Annotated in this window: 19 protein-coding genes and 1 pseudogene; 8 read left to right on the top strand and 12 right to left on the bottom strand. The window is 65.5% G+C overall.

Features of this window, described 5'->3' with window-relative positions; translation table 11 throughout:
• Positions 1 to 11: 11 nt before the first annotated feature.
• Positions 12 to 188: a hypothetical protein gene (locus tag R4P95_RS33585; protein ID WP_349307020.1), complete on the bottom strand. Its 177-nt coding sequence runs from the start codon at positions 186 to 188 to the stop codon at positions 12 to 14.
• Between R4P95_RS33585 and R4P95_RS33580 the strand changes: the two genes are divergently transcribed.
• Entirely contained in the window at positions 118 to 1,089 is a 972-nt protein-coding gene (locus R4P95_RS33580; RefSeq protein ID WP_397517790.1) for a histone-like nucleoid-structuring protein Lsr2, read from the top strand. The genes R4P95_RS33585 and R4P95_RS33580 overlap by 71 nt on opposite strands.
• Positions 1,090 to 2,057: 968 nt before the next feature.
• Here the strand turns inward: R4P95_RS33580 and R4P95_RS16570 are convergent.
• The 3 genes from R4P95_RS16570 to R4P95_RS16560 form a co-directional block, all read right to left on the bottom strand.
• Entirely contained in the window at positions 2,058 to 2,441 is a 384-nt protein-coding gene (locus R4P95_RS16570) for a hypothetical protein (RefSeq protein ID WP_317745912.1), read from the bottom strand.
• A 310-nt stretch (positions 2,442 to 2,751) separates the two neighbouring features.
• Positions 2,752 to 3,399 carry an RES family NAD+ phosphorylase gene (locus tag R4P95_RS16565; protein ID WP_317745913.1) on the bottom strand — a complete coding sequence of 216 codons (648 nt, stop codon included), beginning with the start codon at positions 3,397 to 3,399 and terminating at the stop codon, positions 2,752 to 2,754.
• A 4-nt stretch (positions 3,400 to 3,403) separates the two neighbouring features.
• Complete coding sequence (locus R4P95_RS16560; RefSeq protein ID WP_213576656.1) at positions 3,404 to 4,000, bottom strand: hypothetical protein; 597 nt, start codon at positions 3,998 to 4,000, stop codon at positions 3,404 to 3,406.
• Between the two features lie 229 nt (positions 4,001 to 4,229).
• Here R4P95_RS16560 and R4P95_RS16555 point away from each other — a divergent pair, with 229 nt between their 5' ends.
• Complete coding sequence (locus R4P95_RS16555; RefSeq protein WP_213576657.1) at positions 4,230 to 4,547, top strand: hypothetical protein; 318 nt, start codon at positions 4,230 to 4,232, stop codon at positions 4,545 to 4,547.
• Between the two features lie 122 nt (positions 4,548 to 4,669).
• Here the strand turns inward: R4P95_RS16555 and R4P95_RS16550 are convergent, their stop codons facing one another.
• Both R4P95_RS16550 and R4P95_RS16545 read right to left on the bottom strand, forming a co-directional pair.
• Positions 4,670 to 4,963: a DUF4193 domain-containing protein gene (locus R4P95_RS16550; RefSeq protein WP_213576658.1), complete on the bottom strand. Its 294-nt coding sequence runs from the start codon at positions 4,961 to 4,963 to the stop codon at positions 4,670 to 4,672.
• A gap of 651 nt (positions 4,964 to 5,614) precedes the next feature.
• A complete protein-coding gene (locus tag R4P95_RS16545) occupies positions 5,615 to 6,265 on the bottom strand; it encodes an FHA domain-containing protein (protein WP_213576659.1) in 651 nt (216 codons plus the stop codon).
• 500 nt (positions 6,266 to 6,765) lie between these two features.
• On the opposite strand from R4P95_RS16545, the gene R4P95_RS16540 reads away from it, so the two are divergent.
• Together R4P95_RS16540 and R4P95_RS16535 are read left to right on the top strand one after the other, a co-directional pair.
• Positions 6,766 to 7,251 (top strand): hypothetical protein, encoded by a 486-nt coding sequence (locus R4P95_RS16540; RefSeq protein ID WP_317745914.1) that lies wholly within the window; start codon positions 6,766 to 6,768, stop codon positions 7,249 to 7,251.
• Between the two features lie 6 nt (positions 7,252 to 7,257).
• Positions 7,258 to 7,554, top strand: coding sequence for a hypothetical protein (locus R4P95_RS16535; RefSeq protein ID WP_317745915.1), 297 nt, complete (start codon positions 7,258 to 7,260; stop codon positions 7,552 to 7,554).
• A 195-nt stretch (positions 7,555 to 7,749) separates the two neighbouring features.
• On the opposite strand, the gene R4P95_RS16530 is transcribed toward R4P95_RS16535, so the two are convergent.
• Entirely contained in the window at positions 7,750 to 8,511 is a 762-nt protein-coding gene (locus tag R4P95_RS16530) for a hypothetical protein (RefSeq protein WP_317745916.1), read from the bottom strand.
• Between the two features lie 154 nt (positions 8,512 to 8,665).
• Here R4P95_RS16530 and R4P95_RS16525 point away from each other — a divergent pair, with 154 nt between their 5' ends.
• A complete protein-coding gene (locus tag R4P95_RS16525) occupies positions 8,666 to 9,193 on the top strand; it encodes a pyridoxamine 5'-phosphate oxidase family protein (RefSeq protein WP_317745917.1) in 528 nt (175 codons plus the stop codon).
• Positions 9,194 to 9,736: 543 nt separating this feature from the next.
• Here R4P95_RS16525 and R4P95_RS16520 read toward each other — a convergent pair.
• Positions 9,737 to 10,669 carry an AraC family transcriptional regulator gene (locus R4P95_RS16520; RefSeq protein WP_317745918.1) on the bottom strand — a complete coding sequence of 311 codons (933 nt, stop codon included), beginning with the start codon at positions 10,667 to 10,669 and terminating at the stop codon, positions 9,737 to 9,739.
• A gap of 116 nt (positions 10,670 to 10,785) precedes the next feature.
• Between R4P95_RS16520 and R4P95_RS16515 the strand changes: the two genes are divergently transcribed.
• Complete coding sequence (locus tag R4P95_RS16515; protein WP_317745919.1) at positions 10,786 to 11,526, top strand: SDR family oxidoreductase; 741 nt, start codon at positions 10,786 to 10,788, stop codon at positions 11,524 to 11,526.
• A gap of 270 nt (positions 11,527 to 11,796) precedes the next feature.
• Here the strand turns inward: R4P95_RS16515 and R4P95_RS16510 are convergent.
• The 3 genes and pseudogenes from R4P95_RS16510 to R4P95_RS16500 all read right to left on the bottom strand — a co-directional run.
• A pseudogene (locus R4P95_RS16510) lies at positions 11,797 to 11,940 on the bottom strand (hypothetical protein); the annotation flags it as partial.
• Positions 11,941 to 12,220: 280 nt separating this feature from the next.
• Positions 12,221 to 12,580 (bottom strand): lipase family protein, encoded by a 360-nt coding sequence (locus R4P95_RS16505; protein WP_317745920.1) that lies wholly within the window; start codon positions 12,578 to 12,580, stop codon positions 12,221 to 12,223.
• A gap of 241 nt (positions 12,581 to 12,821) precedes the next feature.
• Positions 12,822 to 13,469 carry a cutinase family protein gene (locus R4P95_RS16500; protein WP_317745921.1) on the bottom strand — a complete coding sequence of 216 codons (648 nt, stop codon included), beginning with the start codon at positions 13,467 to 13,469 and terminating at the stop codon, positions 12,822 to 12,824.
• Positions 13,470 to 14,136: 667 nt separating this feature from the next.
• Between R4P95_RS16500 and R4P95_RS16495 the strand changes: the two genes are divergently transcribed.
• Positions 14,137 to 14,901: a TetR/AcrR family transcriptional regulator gene (locus R4P95_RS16495; protein ID WP_317745922.1), complete on the top strand. Its 765-nt coding sequence runs from the start codon at positions 14,137 to 14,139 to the stop codon at positions 14,899 to 14,901.
• Positions 14,902 to 15,082: 181 nt separating this feature from the next.
• On the top strand, positions 15,083 to 15,589 hold the full coding sequence (locus R4P95_RS16490; protein ID WP_317745923.1) for a hypothetical protein: 507 nt from the start codon (positions 15,083 to 15,085) through the stop codon (positions 15,587 to 15,589).
• 361 nt (positions 15,590 to 15,950) lie between these two features.
• On the opposite strand, the gene R4P95_RS16485 is transcribed toward R4P95_RS16490, so the two are convergent.
• Positions 15,951 to 16,781, bottom strand: coding sequence for a sulfurtransferase (locus tag R4P95_RS16485; RefSeq protein WP_317746103.1), 831 nt, complete (start codon positions 16,779 to 16,781; stop codon positions 15,951 to 15,953).
• Positions 16,782 to 16,793: the final 12 nt, after the last annotated feature.

Below are 16,793 nucleotides of genomic sequence, written 5' to 3'. Positions count from 1 at the left end.
TTCTATGACGCTCAGGCAAAAACGGCGCGAGCGAGGAAGGTAGCCGCGAAGAAATCGTCCGCGAAGAAGACGGCTGCTGCGAAGACAACAGCGCCGAAGACGACGGCCGCGGAGAAGATAGTCGCCGCGAAGGCGCCGGCGAAGAGTGCGGCGGCGGTCGGCAAGGCTCCGGCGAAGACGACGACCAAAGAGATTCGCGAGTGGGCGATCGGAGAGGGTCGTGAAGTGTCGTCCCGCGGTCGGGTTTCGGCCGAGATCGAGCGAGCCTTCCATGACGCTCAGGCAAAAGAGATTCAGGCAGAAGCGATGCCGGCGAAGAAGACGCCTGTGAAGAAAGTAGTTGCGGAAAAGGCTCCGGCGGAGACGTCGGTCGCGAAGAAGACGGACGGGAAGAAGACGGCCGCGAAGAAGGCACCGGCGGCGAAGAAGGTGGCTGCGACGAAGGCTCCGGCGAAGACAACAGCGCCGAAGACGACGGCCGCGGAGACGACGGTCGCGAAGAAGACGGACGGGAAGAAGACGGCCGCGAAGAAGGCACCGGCGGCGAAGAAGGTGGCTGCGACGAAGGCTCCGGCGAAGACAACAGCGCCGAAGACGACGGCCGCGGAGACGACGGCCGTGAAGAAGACGGCCGTGAAGAAGAAGGTCGCGAAGGAGAAGGTCGCGAGGAAAGCTCCTGCGAAGACGTCGGGCGCGAAGACGGCAGGGGTGAAGACGGCGGCCGTGGAGTCGGCTGCGGATGCGACGGCCGCGGAGACGATGGCCGTGGAGAAGAACGTCGTCAGGAAGGCCCCGGCGAAGACGTCGGTGGCGAAGGCGACGGTGGCGAAGGCTGCGGCCGCAGAGAAGATGGTCGCGAGGAAGGCGAAGGCGACGGTGGCGGAGTCGGCTGCGGAAGCGACGGCCGTGAAGAATGCTCCGGTGACGGGAGCGGCGGCGGGCACCGCTCCGGCGAAGGCGACGACCAAGGAGATTCGCGACTGGGCAATCGGGGAGGGTCGTAAAGTGTCGTTCCGTGGTCGGATCTCGGCCGCGATTGTGCGCGCATTCCATGACGCTGCGGCAAAGTTGCCGCTCCCGCTCGGTTGAAAGGGGTGGGGTCCGCTGATGAGCGTGACCGACCGACTGCTGTTGCCGCGGTATGCCGTCTCGGCCGGGCCGTCGCCGGCGCCGCCATGGAGGGTGATCCCATGTTCGGCACCGTGGAGGTCACCATCGAGGAGCTTGCTGAGTTGCTCGAACGCCAAGTCCCTCCCCGTGACCAGGATGCTGCGCCGCACTGACGGTGCCTCTCGTGTGTGTCGAGCGGCGCGCTCTGATGACGCCCGCTCAGGGCAAGATGAGGTTGTGGGCGATCGAACCGCAGCGGACCTCGGGTGTGGACTCGCCATGCTCGCCTCTACGCGGACGACTTCGTGCGTCGGGAGGGTGAGGACTTCCGCATCCCCGACGATCGGTTCTCGGTGAGCTGAGCAGTGTCGAACGATCTCGTGAGATCGCTGCGCCAAGAGAGGCAGGTAGGTGGACGTCCGGTGAAGGTGGCGCGTGTCGTTCCCGGTGGCATTCGCCCCTCGATCGGTCGTACGGCTGGTCATGCGGTGGGCGTCGATGGTGACGAGGTTGCGCGGTGGTTCGAGGTACGTATTGCCTGAACGGATCCCGGCGAGGCTGCACGGGTGATCCTGCGGGGCGTGGAACGGGGCAAGGCGCGGGTATTGGTTGGCCAGAATGCTCGGGTGGTTGATGTGGTGACCAGATTGCTCGGACGGGCGTATCAACGGTTGTTGCCGGCGGCGAAGCGTCACCAGAAATGAGGTGTCCACCCACAACCGCGGAGACTGTTCGCCTGTGAATCTGTTCGCGACGGGGAAGCGGACACGAGCCTGGCGGCTACCCGCGGCTGTATCTGGTCATCGCTTTCGCTCTCGTTGGAGCGACGAGGGGTGGCGCACAGTGCGTCCTCGTAGGGCGCCGAGGGTGGCGGCTCGCACGCACCGGGGAAGGCCCTGTGTCACCGAGTAAAGAAGCGTTCCATCAGTTGGCCCAGGGCGCCCTCGTCACAGGCGGGGGAGGATGTCCATCCACACGCGCAGTGGTGGGCGTCCGATGACGGGTACGTCGACGAATACGAGGGAGCGCTGCGGCGAGGTCCAGTCGCGCATGTCGAGTGTCGAGCAGCCGGGGGTCGGTTCGAAGCCGCTTGTGCACAGCACGCTCACCCCGGGTTCGAGTGGAGTCAGAACGCGGGTTCCCGGGAGGTCGGGGTTCCAGAAGCGGGGGTCCTGCGGGCCGAGCACGTCGTTGACGAATACGAGGGAGCCGCGAGGAAGCGGCGGGGTGGCGGGGTCGGCGCCGGCGGGGGCTGAGCCGATCAGAACCGTTGCAGTGGCCAGAGCGAGAGCGGCGCCGGTACGCCGTCCGGAGGGGATCGGCAGGGCCATGTCGGACTCCTTGATCGGGTCCGTGCGAGAGCGTGTCCTCACGTTAGCCGTTGTCCCACATCGAGTTGCCGCTTCGCGTGGCTGACCGGTCGACAGTGCTCCTGCGGCGGAGGGGCCCGGACCTGCACGCTGGATCTGGAAGAGTCGATGAGGCGCTGCGCGGGCTGGTATCGGGTTCACCTCACAGCTGTGCGGGTTGAGGCGGTGAGCGCGGCGGCCGGTCCGAGCGCCTGGGGATCGCCGGAGGTGTTCGTCGAGGAACACGATTCCCACGATCTGCTTATCGAGGTGTCAGCGGTGGCGCTGATGATCAGATCGTGGATGCGAGGGTCGCGTTGTAGTGCGCCAGGATCCGTTCGACGAGAACCAGACCCTCGGGGCTGTGGAGGTCCACGGAGGCACCGACGACGTCGAGAGCGGGATGAGTCGGGTTGGCCGGATCGGCGGTGAGCATCCAGGCGAACTGGTCCTCGTTGTGGCGGCACCGGTACACCAGTCCGTCGGCGGCGGGGGCCGCTGCGAAAAGGGCTCCGGCCCAGGTTCGGGTGTGCAGGTAGTCGGAGGGATCGGATTTGGTGAGCCAGGTGTCCTGGCCGACCGCGGACAGGTGCGGGCCGTGCAGGGCGATCACGGTGACGTCGGTGGTGACGGTGAGCCGGCTCAGCTCCCGGCCGGTGATCCGGGCGCGTGGCACCAATCGGGGGCTGCCGGTCACGGCGAGGTCCCGGCACAGGGTTTCCGCGACCGCCGCCTCGGGTGAGTCCCCGAGGTAGGTGTAGGCGTAGTCACCGGTGAGGCTGTCGAAGCGGGCGCCGCCGGGAACGGTGGGCTGCGGCGTCCGATTCACCAAGTGGGCCGCATACCTGGCGCTGTGGATCCGCCACAGTTCGGTTCCCCGGGACAGGGTGACCAGGACGGGTTTCCCGGACAGATCGGTCGGGGGTGGTGCCGCGGGCACCGCCTCAGTCCGCCAACAGGTCGCGGGCGATGGCCCGGACCTGATCGTCGTGCCCCTCGACGACGGCGAGGTCGGCGGGCGACTGCCCCTCCGGGAGCCACCCGGACGGGCTGAGCCACCACGAGCTGACACCCCACGGGTCGTGCTTCGCATCGAGGAGATGGTTGATCTCGGCGACGACAGGCCGCACCTTCGCGGTCGCCGCGTCGAATTGGAAGCTGGGGTAGAGGTAGCGGCCACCGATCTCGTATCCGACGATGTCGCCGCGTTCGCGTAACCGGCTGGCGGGGCTGCGCCGGTTGCTGTCGCGTGAACGCAGCACGTCGGCCACGTCGGCTGCCTCGAGGTGGGGGTGGTCGAAGATTGCCTGACGGGCCGCGGTCTCGATCCGGGCCCGCGCGATCGATGCCGTCACCGCGTGCGAGGGCACTGCCGCGGCGATGGAGGCGCTGAGCGTGGGGCCGGAGGCGACCAGCGAGAGCAGGGCCTCACGCACCGAGCTCATCGATTCCCGGCTGGCCACTTCCCGGGCGAGGAGGGTGAAGAACTCGCCGTCGGGGAGGGCGCGTAGCTCCGCACCGAGATCGTGGTCGATGCTCATGCCAACTCCTCCGTTGCGACAGTACTGACAATGTACTCTCTTGTCGTTTTTGTCGCATCGACGAGTTTAGTGGTCCAGCATCTCGGTGGCCGCCGACTGCGCCGTAACGGCAGCCACTGCGGCAGCCGTCCGTGCGCGGATTGAGTTCGTGCAGGTCGGGTCGCGTACCGGACCGGTCGGTGCTTATGCTCGATTTCGGGAGTTCCGCCGAGCGAAGAGGTACATCAACATGGCCCGAAACAGCGGCAACCGGCCGGTCGATGGCCCGGAGTTGAGGGTCGGTGTCCGGGTGCTGGTCCGCAGGACCGCCGAGGCCGATCTCACCGGTGAGATCGTCGAGGACTACTCGACAGTGACCGATCCCGGCGGTGGTGGGCACGAGTGGGCGCCGGTGCATCGGTGGGCGGTCGCGCTCGACGACGGGCGACTGGTCTTCGCCGACACCGAAGACCTGACCATCGATCCGGGCTCCTACCGCTCCGACCCGGACCCGGACCCGAACTCGGATTCGGCAGTGCGGGCACCTGGCAGGCACCGGGGAGAGTGACGGCGGCACACCGCCCGCGCAGCCCTCAGGCGGGTTCCGGTCCGCGAGATGTCGGGATGCGGGGTGCTCCTCGTGCTGTGTGAGCCCGGAGGCGTCCGAGGCACCCAGGGTTTCGGTGTCGATTAGGCGCAGTCTCGGCAGATCAGCTGCGCGGGGTCGGCGAGCCGGCTGCGGTGGTGGACGAGGAAGCAACTGGTGCAGGTGAATTCGTCCGCCTGCTTGGGGAGGACGCGGACGGTGAGTTCTTCGCCGGACAGGTCGGCGCCGGGCAGTTCGAACGATTCGGCGGTGTCGGTGTCCTCGACGTCGACGACGGGGGACTGGGTGTCTTTCCTACTGGCGGTGAGCTGTTCGAGGGAAGTATCCGTCGTGTCGTCGGATTCGGTGACTCTGGGAGCGTCGTAGTCGGTGGCCATGGCTGTTCGTACCTCATGCTCGGGGTGAATTCCTGGGTGTCGGCCCGTCAGATTAGAGGGCACGCTGGTGTGACATGCGCCCGGGGCCGAGGATTTCGTGGCCCGCCCGGTCCGCGGCTGAGCAGGTGTCCTTGTTGGGCAGGGCCCGATTCGTGAATACCAAAATTTGAATGGGTGAAGGAGTCAAGACTCCGGAGGAGCAGCGGCGCGGCCCACAGGCACCGCGGGAATGATCCCGCCGGTCGCTGCCTAGAACCGGGGTCTGGGTGTCCGAGGTCGGCGATCCGCTGCTGTTCGTCCGGGGTTGGGATGGTATTCGGTTGTGTGTCCGAGGACCCTTCGGGTATCGGTCGTCGGAGGGGCGGGTTCGGAGCGGACCCGGCCACCGATGACGGAGAGGTCACGGTGCGGCCGATCTGCGAGAGGGCGATCGCGTGGCATGAGCCTGTAAAGACCGCAGATTCCTATGACGGTGGTGATCATCAGTCCGGTTGTGGGCGAGAATGCGTCGCGGGTTCGGTTTCCCTTCGGAAGGTCCGCGTACCCGGTCTTGTACTCGTTCCCCGGATTCCGCAGTCGCGGACCGGGCAAGCGAGCGGGGTCGTCGGCGTCATCGAGTCCGCTCAGTGGCGAGAGGCGCTCCTCGGCGCACTACCCGTGCAGGTCCCGCGGGGCCGCCTTGATCGAAGCGGGTGTCCGGGGGTGTGCGGGGGTGGGGTTGTTGGTGAGGGCGCGGGCGACGAGCCGGGACCGTTTCTGGTTTCGGGGGAGGTCGTCGAGTTGGAATTTGGTGTAGAGGGCTTGCAGGTGTGTTTTGACGGTTTCGGTGCTCAGGTGCAGGGCGTCGGCGATGTGTTGGTTCGATGCCGGGATGGGGTGGTCGGTGCCGTGGTGGAAGGGTCGGCACAGTTCGGTGAGGACGGCGTGTTGGGCGGGGGTGAGGTCGAGGGGGCCGTCGGGGGTGTCGCCGATGTTGGTGATGCCGCAGTCGGTTGCGGGTTCCCCGTGGTAGGTGAGGGTGGTGGCGCCGATCCGGATGATGTCTCCTGGGTGCAGGGTGTGGCGTCCGCGTATCCGTTTTCCGTTGACGAAGGTGCCGTTGCGGGAGAGGCTTTCGTCGATGACCGTCCAGTAGTCGCCGATGCGTTCGAGGGTGGCGTGGAGGCGGGAGATGTCCGGGTCGGTCCGTAGAGACAGGTCGGCATCGGCGGCGCGGCCGACGGTGATGGGGGAGCGGTCTGGGATCAGCGGTATCTGGTGGGTGTATTGGTGGTCGGTGTAGGTCAGGGTCGGGTCTGTCACTGGGGGGTGAACCTTGCGTAGGGGCTGGTCGTGGCGGGCGGTCGTGGTCGCGGTGTCGTGGTGTCGTGGGTGCTTGCGGGGGTGGGGTGTTCCGGTGCTTCCATTGTGGTGGGCTGGGGCTGTTCGCGTTAGCCACCCTGGGGATGGCTGTGGCCACCCCCAGGGTGGGTGCGCCTATTGCGTGTGTGATTCGGGTTCGGTCAGGTGAAGACGAAGGACAGGCACCAGGCGGTGGAGAGGGCGCCGAGGCGGCGGGTCCTGCAAGGAGTGCGGTGTGGTCAGTTCCGGCCGGGTCATCGGGGTCGTCCTGGGGGTGTGTGCGGTGGGTGTGGATGTGCGTGCGATGTCCACATTGGGTCACGCCGATCTTCGGCCGCATCCCCTTCGGGGTGGGTGTGCGCTCACCCCCATGGTCCGTCCGAATGCGCTGCGGTAAAACGCCTTTCCAGGCATCCGCGGGGTGGGGCGATGTTCACCCCTGAAGGGGATGAGACGCACCCATGACGCCAGGCATCGTTGACGGCATCGAAAGCACCACCCCCACTGACACATCGGAGAACCACACCATGTCGAACACCACCACGTCCACCACGTCCACCGCGTCCGCCAGGTCCGGCAAGTCCACTGTTCGCGCTCTTCTCGTCGGCGCCGCCGCGGTGCCGATGCTGATCTTCGGGGCGGGTGCCGCGTCCGCCGCCCCGTTCCCGTTCGATGTGCCGATCAATATCGGTTTCGAGAACAACCAACAGGGCGGCAACGGTGGCAACGGCACCGGCGGCAATGCCGGTAACGGGAACAACAACGCCGGTGGCAACGGAACCGGTGGTGCGGGCGGCAACGTCGGCGGCGGGATCAACGTCGGTTTCGAGAACAACCAGCAGGGCGGCAACGGTGGCAACGGTACCGGTGGTAATGCCGGTAACGGGAACGGCAATACCGGTGGCAACGGTACCGGTGGTGCCGGCGGCGGCGTCGGTACCAGGTAACGCGTCATGTCGAGGAGGTCCACGATCGGTGTGATCGGTGTGATCGGTGCGTGTGCCGCGGCGGCGGTCCTCGCCTGCGGGGTGGGGTCCGCCGCCGGCGCGGACGGCCCGATTCCGGGCCGGAGCGCGGCGGCCGGGGTTGCTGTTCCGGACACCGCGGGCGGCGCGGATTGTCAGCCGGGTGCGCCCGGGAGCGGCACCCGGGGTGGGGACGGTGGTGACTGTGTCGGCGGCTCCGCCGGTGACGGTGTCGGCAACCGCGGCGGCATCGGCACGGGCGGCGCCGGCGGCAACGCCGGATAACCGCGCCGGGGGGGTAACCGACGGGAGGGGCGAACTGAAGGGTGACCCTGTGGAGTGGATACACCCCGACAGTGGACGTGAAGGTGCAGGAGGGGATGTCGAGTGGGACGTCAGTCGCTGTATTCGGAGAAGTTCCGGAGGGATGGTGTCGCGTTGTACCGGGCAGCCGACGGTAACCGCACCTACGCGGCCCGGTCAAAATCCCGACGATGGGCTTCCTGGCAACGGGTTGATGGTGTCGCTGTCCCACGTGAGCTCCCGATCGGGGGTCGCGGGGAGTGCTTCAAGTTCAGGGACGGAGAGGACGGCCTCGACGCATTCCGTTGACGCACCGAGGTAGGTCGTCATGAGGTCGATGTCGGTTGCCACGCACCATGCGTGATCGTCGGGCCACCATAGGTGCGCGCTCATCCCCAGCATGCCGCCGCCGAATTGAGTGTCGGCGAGATCGATGTCTCCAGAAAACAGGACCATGTGCTCTCGGCTGGGCATCGGCAGGCGCGGATAGTGTTCGGGAGCGGTGATGCGGCCGGATCCTTCCCAGTGGGCAAACCAGCAGGTATCGGGTGTCTGGGTGAAGCGTCGGAGTACACCGACCAAGGCGCGTGCGGTCCGAGGCGGCAGTGATCCTTGCTCCGGCGCCTCCTGCCACACTCCCGGTTGTTCAGGGGTGCGCCAGCTTCCCACGAGGGATCCCCACTCCATTGCGGGATGCGCTGTGGTGCCGTTGGCGGCAGCGACGTCGGCCCAGCGGATCGGATCGCCGTCAATGGTCATTGCAGGATGAAAGATTCGGGCGTACGAGGCGAACACCGGAGGCACCAGGGACGCGATTGCGTGTTCGTTGAACCGGTGCACGTGCTTGACGATCCACATCCCGGGCTCGATATCGGCTGCCATCCGCAGGCCGCGCTCTTGCCAGTCCTGATCGTCAGTCGGTTCGGGGTGTGGTGCCATGGGTCCATGGCACCACAGGCGTCAGGGCTCTGTACCGCCATTGATTGGACACAGTGACGTGCCGAACGCACCGGTGCTTAGCTCACCCCAGCGGGACCCCTCGTGGCGGTGGCATTGCCCCTCGCCCGGACACACGGGGTTCGGCGAAGGCTCTGTGGCCGAGGGCTTGGTTGTGGGCTGGCTCCTAGCTGTGCCACCACCACCCGGACGGGCGGTCCGCGAACCTTTCGTCATCGCCGAGTGCAAGGGTATGGCAGCATTGGCTAAGTCCGATGCCCCGTTGCCTGAAGCGGCCCTTACTTTCCTCCGCAAACCCAACCCGGCTGTCATGGCGACGGTTACCTCCAACGGCCGCCCTGTATCGGTGGCGACGTGGTACCTCCGAGAGGATGACGGGCTTCTCATGCTATGCATGAACGCCGACCGGGCCCGTCTGAAGCACCTTCAGAACAACGGCCACGTATCGCTGACGGTCCTTGCGGCGGACGATTTTGGCACCCATGTATCGATTCAAGGACACGTCGTTTCCATCAGGCCTGATGAGGGACTTGGCGACATCGATCGGCTCTCACGGCACTTCCTCGGCAAGGACTACCCTGCTAGGGAGAGACCGCTCGTGACGGTTCACGTCGAGATCGATCGATGGTTTGGTTGGTCTGGCGGTCGCCCCCTCGAGTACTAGGTCTCTGGGGGCGGCGATACGGTTCGTCGCCGACGTACCATGCGTCGCTAGCGACGAAGTCGTCGCCGTCCTGAACTCCCTCCCCAGGTAGGCGTTACCACTCGAAGAACACTCGACGACCAGGATCCAAGCCCATGCGAGTCTTCGTCGAGGGCGTAGTCGCGTGGATCCAGCAACCACCGGGCGTCCCGGGTGAGTCGATGACGCCCAAGCCCTCGTCATGGTTCCAGCTACGAACGGTTCCGATCGTCGGAGACATAAGTCGATACTGCATCATCACCACGGACGTATATGTGCCAATCTTCTACTCCGGTGACGGAGTAGATCCCGTTGATGCATCCGCAACCGGTGTCGTCCAATTGGTTTCGTCACCAGTTACCAAATACAACCCATCCAACCGCCTAGGAACCACTGCGTTGCCCGTTCTCGGCAGTCGTATGTTGGGCACCTACGTCAGTGTCATGGTCGCGGCTGGTGCTCAGGATCCGATGTGACCGCATGGACTGACTCAACCGCGGTCGTCGCCCGAGTTAGGCGACAAGCTCAGCCTGTCTTCAATCTGGGTGATGCCGACTGGGTGTGAGATGTTCTGCGCGCGTAGCTACTTGGGGATTCGCCGGTGTACCTGCTGAAGGCGGTGCTGAAAGCGCTGGCCGAGCCGTAGCCGACTCGACGGCCTACCTCGTCTATTCCTAGGTCTTCATGCCTGAGGAGATCGCGGGCCACCGCCATCCGCCATGCCATCAAGTACTCCATGGGAGGCATCCCGACATGTCGGGTGAACCTGTCGAAGAACGCTGATCGCGACAACGTCGCGACTTTGCTCAATTGCGCTACCGTCCATGGCTTGTCGACGTGCTGGTGCATCTGGTGGACGGCTGGGGCGAGCTTGCGGTCCGCCAGGCCGCGGAGCAGCCCGGGCGGTGTCTGTTGGGTGACCGACGTCCGAAGTGCTTCGACGAGGAGTGCTTCGACGAGACGGGACAGCACCAGCTCGCGCCCCGGTCTGTCGTGCAGGGCTTCATCGGCCACCAGGGAGACCAACGGCTCGAAGCGTTCGACTCCACGCACGTGCACGACCGACGGGAGCAAAGAACTCAAGAGGGCCGCGTCCGGCGAGTCGAACACGAAACTGCCCCCCAAAATACGGACCTCGGGCGCCTGGCCGTCCGAGTAGTCCACATCCATGTCGTCGCCGGTCATCTCGCGTGGGTCTATCAGGACGGGCTCCACGTCGTGAAAACCCGTGAGGTCGAACGCCGGAGTTGTTGGCAGCAACACAAAATCGCCTTGCTCGAGGACGATCTCCGGCTCGTTTGCCACCGCCAGCCGGCAGCTGCCCTCCAGCACGACGGAGAACCCGGGCTGGCCGAATGCGGTGTACCGGACGCCCCACGCGCCGGCTCCCGAGATGCGCTTGGAGAACACCCCGTGCGGCCGGAGCATCTGCACTACCTCGGAGAGAGGATCGACCATGAGGATCTCCTGTCGAAGTGCGGCTTCATCGCGTCAACGCGAAACCGGACTATCAGTAAAATACTATGGACACATGACTATAGATGGTCCTGTTCGATGGGTCTAGTTTCGTAGACATGAAAACAATTCTGATCACCGGCGCCTCTTCCGGATACGGCCTCGAGACCGCTCGCTACTTTTACTCGCACGGGTGGAATGTCATCGCCACGATGCGCACACCTCGCGAGGGCATCCTTCCCGCATCCGACCGCGTCACCGTCCTGCAGCTCGACGTGACGGACGCCGACAGCATCGCGGCCGCGTTCGCCGAGGCGGGCCCCATCGACGTCCTGGTCAACAACGCAGGAATTGGATCGATCGGTGTCGTCGAGGCCACTCCGGTGGAGAAGGCCCGCGAGTTGTTCGAGACGAACACCTTCGCCGTCATGGCCACAACCAAGGCGGTTATCCCCCAGTTCCGCCATCGGCGCTCAGGTGTTGTGGTCAACGTCAGCTCCAGCGTCGTCCTGGGCGCCATGCCGCTCACGGCGATGTACAAGGCGAGCAAAATGGCCGTCGAGGGCTTTACAGCGTCGCTGGCACTCGAGCTCGCGGCGTTCGATGTCCAAGCCAAGCTCGTCCAGCCCGGCTACTGCCCCACGACCCAGTTCACGGCAAACGGCGGCGACATCGGCGAATTTCTCCCCACAACGTACGCCGGATTCGCCACTCCAATCCTGGAGGCCTTCAGCGTGCAGGGCAACGTCACCACGCCTATCGACGTGGCCGAGGCGGTCTGGCGTGCGGTACACGACACCACAGGCACCCTGCGCTTCCCGGCCGGCCCGGACGCCGTCGCGCTGGCCCAGGCACGCTGACCGACCACGAGTAGTGGGCCGGGGCCGGCCATGGACCACCGGTCCGGCCCCACCCACCCTCTTCAACGCAAACACGACGCGATCTGCCCGGAGTGTGAAAAGGGTTGGTGTAGCGGTACTGTCGCTCACCCGGCCTCGATCTGAGCCGTTCGTCGAGCAGGTTGCGCAGCTTGCGCTGATCGGAGAAATACGATTTCCAGAACCAGGCGGCCGGCACGTCAAGCAGTTGCAGCCGTCTGACGCCGGGCGGCGGCATGAGCGCCGACGATAATCGGCCCGGTCGATCGACCCGCGGGCACGATCGGTCAGGTTCTCGACGTCCTCACGGTTCGGGGTCCAGCCCACGTGCCACGCACTCGCCGACGACTGCACGACCGCGCGTTGAGCCTTGTCGAGCGACCATGAACGATCCATTGTCTTGGTCAGTGTGCAGCGACCCAGACCAGCGTGGTCGCCCAAGGTCAGTCCGCGGCATATGTGTGGCCCGGGCGTAAGAGGTCCGGGGTGACTGTCCATTCCGCTGCCGTGAGCCATCGTCGAACAGGTTCGGTCAGGTGGCCGTTCTTCGCTTGTTCGGCAACGTCCTGTCGCCACATGTGATGAACGGATAAGTGCTCCAGGGTGTTCCGAAGAGGCAAAAACTCTCCGAACCTGGGCAAGGGTTGCCGCTGCCACCGCGATTCAACCTCGGGGGTCAGCCCGGGCCGAGAGGGCGAGGAAACAGCACCCGCGCCGCGGTGCGTCCGACGGTGAGCAACCCGTGAAGCGGTGCCAGTGCTGACGAAAGGGCGATCGACCACACGGTTGTGGTCCCGGACGGTGGGAGCGGCGTGTCGGCGAATCGGTCCGTCAGCCACTCGAGCATGGCGGGCGCGGAGATCACCATCAGTGACAGGTGCTCACTCAATCGGTCCCGCACATAGGTGACGTGGGCGCCGCCCTCGACATACCGCTCGACCTGCCCGTCGACGTCCTCGATGTGGATGATCTGGTCGTGGACCGGGTGTACCAGCACGGAACCCGGCGCGGAAGCAGCGAAACCGGCGGGGGACATAGAAGGGATCCTCGCTGGGCAACGCCGGTCGGCTTCATCCAGCCGGGTCCGGAACAGCCGGTTCCGAAAGGGGGCTTTCGGCGTTCACACTGATCTACGCGATCCTTTCCTAGACGGAACACCCATAGAGGCGGATGCGCGGTCGGTTACCTGATACGACGAGTGACGGAATTCCACGGTGTCGCCAGGACCTGCACAGTGACCCCGGTCACTGAATCCCGCCAGTGACAGTTCGCGACCATCACGCGCCGATCTGGGCGGCTGCGAATGCCGCGCCCTGCGTTGTCCGTCCGTTGATGGCGTACGTCAAATGCGCGAAGCTGTTGAATCCGCCGATCTGGCATACCGGATCGCCGAAGTTGCAGTAACTCGTTGCGTGGGGTCCGTAGGTGCCACTGGCGGTCTCGATCGTCCGGCCCTGTAGTCCAAGTGGGTTACCGAATACGACGACAGCCTTGATGCGTTCGGCGACCGCGGCGGGCAGTACTGCACCGGTGGCGCTGCTCGGCGTGCGTAACCCGATGGCGTTGGAGATCACCGTCGCACCCTGCGAGTATCCGCCGAGCACGAACTGTGTTGCGGGACACGTGGCGGCGACCGAGGTGACATGGCTGACGAGGTCCCGGGACCCGGGGCCGGCGCTGTATTGGCTGAAGTCCGCCGCATAGTCCACCGCGTAGGTGCTGATCGAACGCCCCGACAGCTGGGAGGTGAGGCTGTTGACGAATGGACCGCCGGTAATTCCGAGGCCTGGTAGCTCACCCGTTCCACGGGCGAATGACACATCGACGTCTGAGCATGGTGCAGCAGACGCTACCGCGCCGGGAACCACGGCAGCGCTGCCTGCAATCGAGAGCGCAGCGACGGTGTAAGCCAGGAAACGATTCATCAAGAGGAAACCCTTAAGTCGGCCAGTTCGGGTCTATCCGGTGGCAGTGGACGATCGAACACATGTGGGTTGCAGAGGATTAGGGACGCAGAGCTTCGGAGCACCACGGGTCTGCTGAGGTCATACCTGGTGGCCCGGGAATCTGCCCCGCGAATAAGTGCCTCATCGCGGGGTCGACAGTGGAGTGTGTTCAGTACGGGCAGGTGGCGCGGTACTCGTTGACGGCCCCGCCGGCCTGTGGTGCAGGGCAGAGAAATTGGCTGCATCGCAGGTCGTCAGCCCCGCAGTGAGTGTGGAGGGCTCGGCGACTGTGCCAGGGGTTGAAAGGGTCGGCAGTCGCAGGGACTGGCAGGCCCTCGATACCCGCAGCCGTGGGGGCAGGGCCCCGTTCGTAGGGATTGGTATCTGCGTGAGCTGGGGCAGCACCGAGAGTCGTCGTGAGAACGACAGCCGCTGCGGCGCCGATGACGAATCTCCTGAACTTCTCTGCCGAGCGCATCAGTGACAGCCTTTTCTCGGGGAAGGGATACGTAGCGTGCGTTGCCTTCTCGCGCGGTCGGAGGCTTCCGATCGACGTCTGCTCATGGGCTCCCCGTGGCACGCCCGAAACCGTACAGTAGCTCTACCAAGTGGTCAATGCAAACGGTGCGGGCTGTAGTCTCCGGTGGTGGAACCACATGAAGACGGCCGCCGACAGCGGTACGCGCATCGCCGAGACGAATTACTCGCGGCGGCGACCGAACACGTGCTCGAGAATGGTTTGTCGAATCTGTCCCTGCGCAAGGTGGCGACGACCGTCGGCGTCAGCCATGCGACGCTCGTCCACCACTTCGCCACCAAGGAAGGTCTGATTTCGGCGATAGTGGACCGAGTTCTGACCCGCGCCTACTCCTCACCCGACTTACGGTCCGAGGAGGGGTTAAGTCCGCTTCAGGCGCTGTGGGTACGTGCGGTTGCCCCCGCCGGTCAACGCTCGATCCGCCTGTTCCTTGCGATAACCGGGGAAGCCATGCACAACAATCCCGACCTCGCGGCGGCCGTCGATCGCTCGATACGGCAGCGGAACGCTCTGCTCGAACACGGACTGATCGCCGCGGGATGCCCAGTCGAACAAGCTCTCCCACTCGCAACATACCTCCTCGGCACCATGCGCGGTCTCATGGTCGACCTCCTCGTCACCGGTGATGGGCAGCGCGTCGACGCCGCGTTCGAGTTCCTGCTCCGCGGCATGGACGACATACGGGCGAGATGGTTACAGGACGCCAGCGCAGAGGCTCGGCATGACCCGCCAGCGCGTACAGCAGATGATCGCCGCCCACGAGCTGCCCGCAATCAAGATCGGCAGCACCTGGGCGATCCGCGAAGCTCACGTCGCACAGGTGGCGGCGAAGAGCACCACCACCGCACGGGCGAAGGCGGTCAAGAAGACTGAGTCCGCCCGACGTGGGACAGTGGCAAGCGTGCGGCCACGGCACGGAAGGCGCCGGCCACCGCAACCGCGAGGAAGCGCCAGTTGTCGTGAGGTGTCGCTGACCTGGAAATCCTGGCGTCCAGGGCGCCACCCCAGAAGTCACAACAGAGAGGCAAGACCTTTGCACACCAATGATGTTTCGGTGCCCGCCGTGCAGTACACCTGGACCGCCCAACGCGGAGACGTGAGCCGGTTCTCCCGGCTCGCCCTGTGGCGATTTCTCCGTCGCCCGAGAATTGTGCTCTTTTTCGCCGTGATGGTGGTGGCAATGGCGGTGGCCCTGTGGGGTGGTGAAGCTGAACTGACCGGATTCTTTGCAGGGATTGTTATCGCGTTGCCACTGGCTGTATTCGTTGTGGTCTTGCGTGCGCAACGGACAATGGTGGGGCCGGGAGCGCGGTGGGCCAGCGGCATCAACTCCTTCGGAATGCTCTTGGAAGACCCTGTCGCCCAGATAGTCATCGGGCACGGCTCGATCGCCAAGATCGAGGTCGACCATGGGTTGGTGTATCTCTACGTTCGTGGCGGCATGGGACGTGCGGCGTGCATCCCCGAGGCGTTGTGCCCGCCCGAGGTACGCGCCTACCTGCTGTCGATGACTGCTGCCCCTTCGCGCAGCGCACGAGAAGCAAATTCCGCGCACGAATAGAGGAAAAGTTACGGATGGCCGCCGCCGGAGGCGCCGAACGCCCTTCTGACGGCGATGGGCTCGGATCGGCGTACTGACCCGCGAACGGGATTCTTCGTCGTGGGGGCCATCGCTGGGGCAGCGGAACCATGCTTGGTCGCCGGCTCTACCCGATCGAGGATTCGGTGGCAGGGCGTGCAGGGGGTTAACTCGTTCAGCACAGAAAAAAGACATCCCAGGAGCTTGGGTGTCAAGCAGCGGCCTTCTCGATGTGATGCGACCACGTGGTGGATCGGACATCGACTGCACGCCGACGCCGGACTCGACATCGATCCCCGGAACAGTTCCACGCCTACCCTGCGCACGACACGGAGTCGGTCGGCTAGCGTTCGGGCCCGGTGGCCACTGGACGGTCGGGGTCGTTCGACCACTGCGACCACGACCCCGGATACAGCGCCGCATCTACACCGGCGAGGGCCAGTGCCGCGATCTGATGGGCGGCGTTCACCCCGGAACCGCAGTAGACGCCCACAGGTGCGCCTTGTTCCGCTCCCACTGCGGCGAATCGATTCCGCAGTACGTCGGCCGATGCGAATCGTCCGTCGGCAGTCAGATTCTGGGCGGTGGGAGCACTGATCGCGCCGGGGATGTGACCGGCTCTCGGGTCGACGGGTTCGGTCTCGCCGGTGTAGCGTTCGGCCGCCCGGGCGTCGAGCAGCACGCCGTCGACGGCGAGTGCGGCGGCCTCGTCGGCGGTCAATGTCGGGAGATGTCCCGCCTCGAGAACCACGTCACCGGGTGCGTCCGGGTGTTCATCTCCGGAGCGGGTTGGATTGCCGGACTCCGTCCATGCGCGGAGACCGCCGTCGAGCAACGCGACCTCGGTGAGACCGGCCCATCGGAGCAGCCACCACGCGCGGGCCGCCGCGAGGTTGCCCGTGTCGTCGTACGCCACGACGGCACTCCCGGCGCAGATACCCCAACGGCGCGCCGCGTCCTGAAGCGCGCCGACCGAGGGGAGTGGGTGGCGACCGTCTGCCGGCGTCGCGGGGCCGGCGAGTTCACTGTCGAGGTCGACGAACACGGCACCGGGCACGTGCGCCTCGAGATAGTGCCGACGGCCTTCGGTGTCACCGAGTGCCCATCGAACGTCGAGGAGCACCGGCGGTGCGTCACCGGTCAACGCCTTCTTCAGTTCGTCCACGGTCACCACGGGTCGCATCAC

Source organism: Rhodococcus sp. IEGM 27 (assembly GCF_033142305.1).
In the GTDB taxonomy this organism is placed as follows: domain Bacteria; phylum Actinomycetota; class Actinomycetes; order Mycobacteriales; family Mycobacteriaceae; genus Rhodococcus_F; species Rhodococcus_F oxybenzonivorans.
This window is presented reverse-complemented; position numbering and strand designations above follow the sequence as displayed.